Raw genomic sequence first — 7,102 nt, 5'->3', positions numbered from 1 at the left:
TGGGTGGCGCGTAGCGTCTCAGCCATGGCGGAACTCAAATCCCAGCTGCGGGCAGATCTGACCGGTGCGATGAAGGCGAAGGACAAGTTGCGGACCGCGACGCTGCGCATGCTGCTGGCCGCCATTCAGACCGAGGAGGTCTCGGGCAAGGCGGCACGGGAACTCTCCGACGACGAGGTGCTCAAGGTGCTGGCCAGGGAGTCCAGGAAACGCAGCGAAGCAGCGGAGATCTACACCCAAAACGGCCGCGGGGAACTGGCGGCCAACGAGCACGCCGAGGCCCGGGTTATTGACGAGTATCTGCCGACCCCGCTCACTGAAGCCGAGGTCGCCGACGTGGTCGATACAGCTATCGCGCAGGTAGCCGAGCAGTTGGGCGAGCGGCCAGGTGTCAAACAGATGGGGTTGGTGATGAAGGCCGCCACCGCGCTGGCGGCCGGCAAGGCCGACGGCGCCCGTCTGTCTGCTGCGGTTAAGGATCGGCTTTAGCCTTTAGGGTCGTTTGCCCCGGCAGTGCACGGGTATCCAATGCCGTATGACACGGTTTGGCTATACCCTGATGACCGAGCAGAACGGGCCGAAAGACCTTGTCCGCTATGCGATTTCGGCTGAGCACCGAGGGTTCGACTTCGAGGTCACCAGTGACCACTTCTCGCCCTGGCTGGCCTCGCAGGGACATGCGCCCAACGCCTGGGCGGTGCTGGGAGCGGTAGCACAGGTTACCGAACGGGTTGGTCTGTACACCTACGTGACCTGCCCGACCATGCGCTATCACCCGGTGATCGTCGCGCAGCAGGCGGCAACCGTGCAGATCCTCGCCGACGGCCGGTTCACCCTGGGACTGGGCAGCGGCGAAAACCTCAACGAGCACGTCATCGGCAAGGGCTGGCCGGCCATCACACAACGGCAAGACATGCTGAGGGAGGCTATCGAGATCATCCGCGCGCTGTTCAGCGGCGACTTAGTCGACTGGCGCGGCGACTACTACCAGGTGGATTCCGCACGGTTGTGGGACCTGCCCGATGTTCCGGTCGGTGTTGGGGTAGCGATGGGTGGCAAGAAGGCCATCGAGAAATTAGCCACCCTCACCGATCACTTGATTGCGGTGGAACCCAATGGAGAGCTCGTGCGTGCCTGGCACTCGGTGCGGCAGGGCACCGGAATCGCCGGTGGCGGCCGGGTAGTCGGGCAGATCCCAATCTGTTGGGACGCCGACCGAGATGCCGCCATTCAGCGCGCCCACGACCAGTTCCGTTGGTTCGGCGGTGGGTGGAAGGTCAATGCCGATCTGCCGACGCCGGCCGGTTTTGCCGGTGCGACGCAGTTCGTCCGCCCCGAAGATGTTGCGGAGAGCATTCCCTGCGGATCGGACCTGGACGCGATCGTCGACGCCGTGCGCCCATATTGGGAAGCCGGCTTCACCGACATCGCGCTGTTGCAGATCGGTGGTGAGAACCAAGACCTCTTCTTGAAAGAGGCCGCCGAGCCATTGCTGGCGGCCCTGCGGGCGGAAGCGACCAATAGCGATAAGTAAAGGAGATTTCAGATGCCAAACTCATTACAAGGCAAGAAAGTAGCCATCTTGGCCGCAGACGGTGTGGAGAGGGTCGAACTCGAGCAGCCGCGTGCGGCGCTCAGCCAAGAAGGCGTGCAGATTGAGCTGCTCTCCCTGAAAAGCGGTGAAATCCAAGCCCGTAACCACGATCTGGAGCCGGCCGGCACATTTAACGTCGATCGGGCGGTTTCGGATGCATCGGTGGACGAGTTCGACGCACTGGTTCTGCCCGGTGGCACGGTGAATCCGGACAAGCTGCGCTTGGACGATTCGGCGGTCTCGTTCGTGCGTGAGTTCGTCAACTCGGGTAAGCCGGTCGCAGCGATCTGTCACGGACCGTGGACGCTGGTGGAGGCCGGCGTCGTAGCGGGCCGAAAGCTGACGTCGTATCCCAGCATTCGCACTGACTTACGGAACGCCGGCGGCAAAGTTGTCGACGAGGAAGTCGTTGTCGATGGAAATCTGGTCACCAGCCGATCACCGTCCGACCTGCCGGCGTTCTGCTCGGCGATTCTCGAGCAATTGGCTCATGCGCCGGCGAGGACGTAGCCGACTTCGCTGGCTCATTGGAGTTTCGAGACCGCGGTTTGTGGGCATGAGTCATCTCAAGCCGTGACCAGCACGGTGATCACGACCTCGAAAGGCCGAAGTGACCATCGCTTACCCCGTACCGTGCGATTCGCTGGAGATCGACGGTGTCTACCCGCCGCAGCATGACTCGCAATTGCTGATCGGCATGCTCGAAAAAACTGAGTTGGCTCAGGACCGGCGGGTGTTGGATCTCTGTACGGGCAGCGGTGTCGTCGCAATCGCCGCGGCCGAGTTCGGCGCGGCCAGCGTGACGGCGTTTGATGTCTGCCCGCGTGCGGTGCGTTGTTCGCGGGGCAATGCCCTGCACGCCGGTGTCGAGATCGACGTTCGTGAGGGATCATGGTCTGGCGCGCTGGATTACGCGCCTTTCGATGTCATCGTGTCCAATCCGCCTTACGTACCTACCCCACCGGCGGGTGACACCGAGGTCATCCCGATCACCGCAGGCCCGGCGTGGGCTTGGAACGCGGGCATCGACGGGCGGATGGTGCTGGATCCGTTGTGCGAATCGGCAGCCAGCTTGCTGGCCGCTGGCGGCTCCATGCTGCTGGTGCAGTCGACGTTATCTGACGTCGAACAGTCACTGGAGTCGTTGCGATCAACCGGATTGCACGCTGAAGCCGTTGCTTCCCAGTGCATTCCGTTCGGTCCGGTGCTGTCTGCGCGAGCCGGCTGGCTGGAAGTCACCGGCAGGATTCAAAAGGGCTGCCGGACTGAGGAACTGGTGGTTATTCGGGCGGACAAGCCATGACCGATCGCGCGCGGGTGCAAGTGATACCCAACGGACCGGTGTTGATATCCGGACCGGTACGCATCGAGACGCCGAGCGGCGACGTCGTGGAATCCGACCGATTCATGGTGGCCATCTGTACTTGCGGGCGCAGCAAGGACTATCCGCTGTGTGACACCAGCCATCGGCGTTGTCGCCCGGCGCGGGCCCGCTCAACTGAGCGGTTGTCGTAGCGACGTCTGCCCGGCCTTCCACGACGCCATGATGGCGTCGGCTAGCCGATCTTCGACGACAGCGTGGGCGCGGATACCGAATACCACGTCGTGATCCAGCTGCGGTTCCCGGGCGACCAGATCGCCCACCACGTCGACGCGTACCACCTGCTCGTGCACGGCGTCAGCCTCGACGTGCTCACGGTAGAACGCGACACATTCTTGCGGCGCGGCCAGCCGCTGCAGCGCCTCGACCAACCGGCGCGAGCCGGGCGACGAGGTGATCTCCGTTGATGCGAAATGCCCGATGGCCGCTCCGCGCAACCGTCGGTGCAAGCCGAACAACGACATCAAGTTCACCACCGCCAGCGATTCGGCGGGGACCGCGTCGAGGTAAGCGAGGTAGATCGAATCCAGGTCCGCGGCGGTCAACAGGTCGGCGAACAGCTGTTGGTGAGCTTGCGGGCCACGTCCGGCTCCATATTCGTCGAATTCGACCGCGACGAACGACGCCTTGGCCTGGCCGGTCAGACGTGGAATAACCCACGCGTGCGGATCGCCCTCCTTGAGGTGGTAGAGCGATCGGTGCACGAAGTACTCACGCATCTGCTCCCACGTTCCGCTGTCGCGCAGCCAATACGACGGGCCGGTCTCATCGACGGATTCGATTGAGAGGGAGTCCATTTCGGCTGCGGCGGTCCGGCTTGGCTCGATGGGACCTACGTCGCGGCGGACTCGGGCTAGGAAAGCCCGCTCCAATTGCCCGCGCAGATGCAGTAAACCGGGATCCCATTCCCAGTTGGGGTCGACGCCCGCGAAACCCCGGTAGTGCAGTTCGTAGCACATATAAAGGGCCAGCTGCAGATCCAAGCCGTAGGGGTCAGAGTCGCTCACCGAGGCCCCAATGCGAGCCAGTTGATCGCGGGGCGCCGGTTCGGTGACTCTGCGCCGGACGGCCATCGACAGCGGCCCGTGGGCGGCAGGTAGCCGCGGTTCTACCGTCGTTTGTACGTGGGTCACGCAGCGGTTTACCCGCGAAGCCATACCCGCCAAACGCTTGCCGGATACCTAGTCCGCGTCGCTGTCCTGCCAGTCACAGCCGGTCAACTCAACAGACAATTCCCACAAACGGCGGGCCATCACGGCGTCGCGAGCCTTTTTCCGCGGCCTGGTCACTTTCGGGTTGCCCCACTGGCTGAAGCGCGGCGCGAGATAGCTGCCGCTGGGCAGGTCCGTGGTAACCGCCTGAATGGTGGACCGCGCGCCGGTGGCCGCGCTGTGCGCCGGAAACCGGCCGATGGTGTGTTCACGCACCCAAGGCAGCACACCGGTGGTGTCCCTGGTTATGTCGGTATCCGTCGCACCCGGATCGGTCATGTAGGTCCGTACGCCGCGCCTTACCAGCTCGTGGCTGAAGAGCATGATTGCCAGCTTGGATTCTCCGTAGGCCGCCCACTTCGAGTACTTGCGGGTGTGCCAGTTCAAGTCGTCGATGTGCAGTCGGCTAAGCGCGTAGGCCGAGCTGACTACCGAGATCACCCGATCCTTGATCCTGTCTGCCAGAAGGCATGTCAGGGCGAAATGGCCGAGGTAGTTGGTACCCATGTGCGCCTCGAAGCCGTCCGCCGTGCGTGTCAGCGGCAGACCCAACACGCCGGCGTTGTTGATCAGCACGTCAACGCCATCCACTGAGTCGGCGAACTTTCGCACGCTGGCCAGGTCGGCAAGATCGAGGTGGGCTACCGCAACGTCGCCGGCCATCGTGGCCGCGGCGTGCTCGGCTTTCGGGATGTTGCGGCAGGCAATGACGATGCTGTGACCAGTGGCTGCAAGTGCCGTGGCGGTCGCTTTGCCGACACCACTGTTGCCGCCCGTGACAACGATTCGCACCCGCCGATCATCCAGTGTTTGTGGCAGTTACGCAGTGGATCAGGATGAAGCGACCCTTGTCGGGCTCGTCACCCCGACTAAACTCGCACTGCGCCGATTGGTGGCGTGACCGCAAGAGTTTCCCGAGGGTAAACATGAAGATCGTGGTGATAGGTGGCGCGGGCGTGCTGGGGTCAAAGGTAGTCCGGAAGCTGAAGGACCAAGGTCACGACGCGGTCGCAGCGTCGCCTCGCACGGGCGTCAACACGGTTACCGGGGAAGGCCTCGCCGACGCGCTAACCGGTGCCAATGTGGTTGTCGACGTGTCCAATTCGCCGTCATTCGACGACGATCCGGCGATGGAGTTTTTCACCAAATCAACCGCTAACTTGGAGACTGCCGCGAAGTCCGCGGGTGTTGGACACTACGTCGCGGTATCGATCGTCGGTTGTGACGAGTTGCCGAAGAGCGGTTACCTGCGCGCGAAGACCGCCCAGGAGAAGCTCATCACGGAATCGGATCTTCCCTATTCGATCGTCCGTGCCACTCAGTTCGCGGAGTTCGCCGACGCGATCACGGCGTCGCTCACCGTTGGCGACGAAGTGCGAGTGCCGGACGCGCTGATCCAGCCGATCGCGTCCGAGGACCTCGCAGACGAGGTCGCTCGGGTGGCAGAAGGCGAACCACTCGGCGGCATCGAGAACGTCGGAGGGCCGGAGAAGATCTCGTTCGAGCAGCTGGCTCGCGAGTCGCTGGCCCGGCAAGGCGAAGCCAAGACGGTAATCGTCGATCCCGAAGCCGCTTACTTCGGCACGCCGCTCTCGACGAATAGTTTGGTTACGCCGTAGGCAGGGACCTGACGGCGCCAACACCGGCCACTTTTGAATCGTTACAACATGGGTCCGGATGGCGGGATTCAGGACGCGATGGAGAGCGATCAGGTGTTGTAAAGGCTCTCCAGGTTGTCGTGGAGTTGCATCACCAGTTTCGAGGCGGCGTAGGTGTCGGTGACAACCTCGATGTAAGCGCCGGTGTCGGCCTGCGCCGCGGCAGTCATTGCGTTGTCGAGTTCGCCGCAGGTGGTTGCACGGGCGGTGTACCAATCGTTGCAACCTAGCGCGTGGGGAATCTCGGCATAGTAGTGCCAACAGCGACAGTGATTCTGAGGAAGAAAACGTACCCGGCACGCGACAGCAAACCGCATAGCCGTACTGAATAGACGTTTAATCAGCTTTTTTCAAAGTCGGGGTGGCGGGATTCGAACCCACGGCCTCTTCGTCCCGAACGACATGAACTGGGCGTTTGGAGGAGACGCCTGGCGTTGAGAATGTTGAAAAACGCATCTCAAGACGTTGAGGTTGTTTAGGCCGAGCGGGTCAAACGTGAAGCATTGCGGACTGACTGCGGACCAGCTTCGTGGATCCCATGATCTGTTGTCTGGGTCGTCCTGTGATGTTCGAGTTAGAAACAGGGTTCGTTGTGACATTCTGCAGAGGTGCCCGCTCCTTCGGGTGTTGTGACGTTTCTGTTCACCGATGTTGAGGGTTCGACCCGTCGGTGGGAGGCCGATGCGGAGGGCATGCAGGTGGCGCTGGCCGCCCATGACGAGGTGTTGCGAAATGCGATCGAGGCGCACGGGGGCTGGTTGTTCAAGCACACCGGTGACGGGGTGTGTGCCGCGTTCGCCTCGCCGAGGTCTGCGGTGGATGCCGCAGTGGCCGCGCAGCGGGCGCTGCAGTTGCCGGTGCGGATGGGCATCGCAACCGGCGAGGCCGAGCTGCGAGACGGGGACTACTTCGGAACGGTGCTGAATCGCGCAGCACGGGTGATGGCCGCCGGGAACGGCGGTCAGATCCTGTTGGCCGAGTCGACTGCGGGTCTGCTCAGTGGGGTTGATCTCATCGATCTGGGGCCGCGCCGATTGCGGGATCTGCCCACCCCGGTCGGGCTGTTCCAGGTCCAAGCAGACGGCCTACGCACGGAGTTCCCAGCCCTGCGGGCGCTGGATGCGAGTCCGGGGAACCTGCGGGCTGCGACCACGAGCTTCATCGGACGCGAGTCCGAGGTCGCCGAGCTGCAAGCGGTGGTGAAAGCTCATCGGTTGGTCACGCTGACCGGGGTAGGTGGGGTCGGCAAGACCCGGCT

Annotated in this window: 9 protein-coding genes; 7 read left to right on the top strand and 2 right to left on the bottom strand. The window is 63.1% G+C overall.

The window, feature by feature from the left end; translation table 11 throughout:
- The first annotated feature begins 24 nt into the window (after positions 1 to 24).
- From WAN71_RS14840 to WAN71_RS14820, 5 genes are all read left to right on the top strand, one after another.
- A complete protein-coding gene (locus tag WAN71_RS14840) occupies positions 25 to 489 on the top strand; it encodes a GatB/YqeY domain-containing protein (protein WP_422226058.1) in 465 nt (154 codons plus the stop codon).
- Positions 490 to 535: 46 nt separating this feature from the next.
- A complete protein-coding gene (locus WAN71_RS14835; protein WP_422226057.1) occupies positions 536 to 1,534 on the top strand; it encodes an LLM class F420-dependent oxidoreductase in 999 nt (332 codons plus the stop codon).
- Between the two features lie 12 nt (positions 1,535 to 1,546).
- Positions 1,547 to 2,104, top strand: coding sequence for a type 1 glutamine amidotransferase domain-containing protein (locus WAN71_RS14830; protein ID WP_422226056.1), 558 nt, complete (start codon positions 1,547 to 1,549; stop codon positions 2,102 to 2,104).
- 100 nt (positions 2,105 to 2,204) lie between these two features.
- The gene (locus tag WAN71_RS14825) at positions 2,205 to 2,897 is read left to right on the top strand and encodes a HemK2/MTQ2 family protein methyltransferase (protein ID WP_422226055.1); all 693 of its coding nucleotides are present in this window, start codon (positions 2,205 to 2,207) and stop codon (positions 2,895 to 2,897) included.
- Positions 2,894 to 3,109: a CDGSH iron-sulfur domain-containing protein gene (locus tag WAN71_RS14820; RefSeq protein ID WP_422226054.1), complete on the top strand. Its 216-nt coding sequence runs from the start codon at positions 2,894 to 2,896 to the stop codon at positions 3,107 to 3,109. The genes WAN71_RS14825 and WAN71_RS14820 overlap by 4 nt, the downstream gene beginning before the upstream one ends.
- On the opposite strand, the gene WAN71_RS14815 is transcribed toward WAN71_RS14820, so the two are convergent.
- Both WAN71_RS14815 and WAN71_RS14810 read right to left on the bottom strand, forming a co-directional pair.
- The gene (locus WAN71_RS14815) at positions 3,089 to 4,132 is read right to left on the bottom strand and encodes an iron-containing redox enzyme family protein (protein WP_422226053.1); all 1,044 of its coding nucleotides are present in this window, start codon (positions 4,130 to 4,132) and stop codon (positions 3,089 to 3,091) included. The genes WAN71_RS14820 and WAN71_RS14815 overlap by 21 nt on opposite strands.
- A 24-nt stretch (positions 4,133 to 4,156) precedes the next feature.
- Positions 4,157 to 4,978 (bottom strand): SDR family NAD(P)-dependent oxidoreductase, encoded by an 822-nt coding sequence (locus WAN71_RS14810; protein ID WP_422226052.1) that lies wholly within the window; start codon positions 4,976 to 4,978, stop codon positions 4,157 to 4,159.
- A gap of 134 nt (positions 4,979 to 5,112) precedes the next feature.
- Here WAN71_RS14810 and WAN71_RS14805 point away from each other — a divergent pair, with 134 nt between their 5' ends.
- Both WAN71_RS14805 and WAN71_RS14800 read left to right on the top strand, forming a co-directional pair.
- Positions 5,113 to 5,805: an SDR family oxidoreductase gene (locus WAN71_RS14805; RefSeq protein WP_422226051.1), complete on the top strand. Its 693-nt coding sequence runs from the start codon at positions 5,113 to 5,115 to the stop codon at positions 5,803 to 5,805.
- Between the two features lie 647 nt (positions 5,806 to 6,452).
- On the top strand, positions 6,453 to 7,102 hold a 650-nt coding region (locus tag WAN71_RS14800; RefSeq protein WP_422226050.1), incomplete at its 3' end, for an adenylate/guanylate cyclase domain-containing protein.

It is taken from the genome of Mycobacterium sp., assembly GCF_049280035.1.
In the GTDB taxonomy this organism is placed as follows: Bacteria; Actinomycetota; Actinomycetes; order Mycobacteriales; family Mycobacteriaceae; genus Mycobacterium.
The sequence above is the reverse complement of the archived record's forward strand: the minus strand, read 5'-3'. Positions and strand labels throughout refer to the sequence as shown.

Bases quoted from the DNA above. Each gene is read 5' to 3' on its own strand.
- WAN71_RS14840 (WP_422226058.1), top strand. From the start codon at position 25: ATGGCGGAACTCAAATCCCAGCTGCGGGCAGATCTGACCGGTGCGATG.
- WAN71_RS14815 (WP_422226053.1), bottom strand. From the start codon at position 4,132: ATGGCTTCGCGGGTAAACCGCTGCGTGACCCACGTACAAACGACGGTA.
- WAN71_RS14820 (WP_422226054.1), top strand. From the start codon at position 2,894: ATGACCGATCGCGCGCGGGTGCAAGTGATACCCAACGGACCGGTGTTG.
- WAN71_RS14830 (WP_422226056.1), top strand. From the start codon at position 1,547: ATGCCAAACTCATTACAAGGCAAGAAAGTAGCCATCTTGGCCGCAGAC.
- WAN71_RS14835 (WP_422226057.1), top strand. From the start codon at position 536: ATGACACGGTTTGGCTATACCCTGATGACCGAGCAGAACGGGCCGAAA.
- WAN71_RS14805 (WP_422226051.1), top strand. From the start codon at position 5,113: ATGAAGATCGTGGTGATAGGTGGCGCGGGCGTGCTGGGGTCAAAGGTA.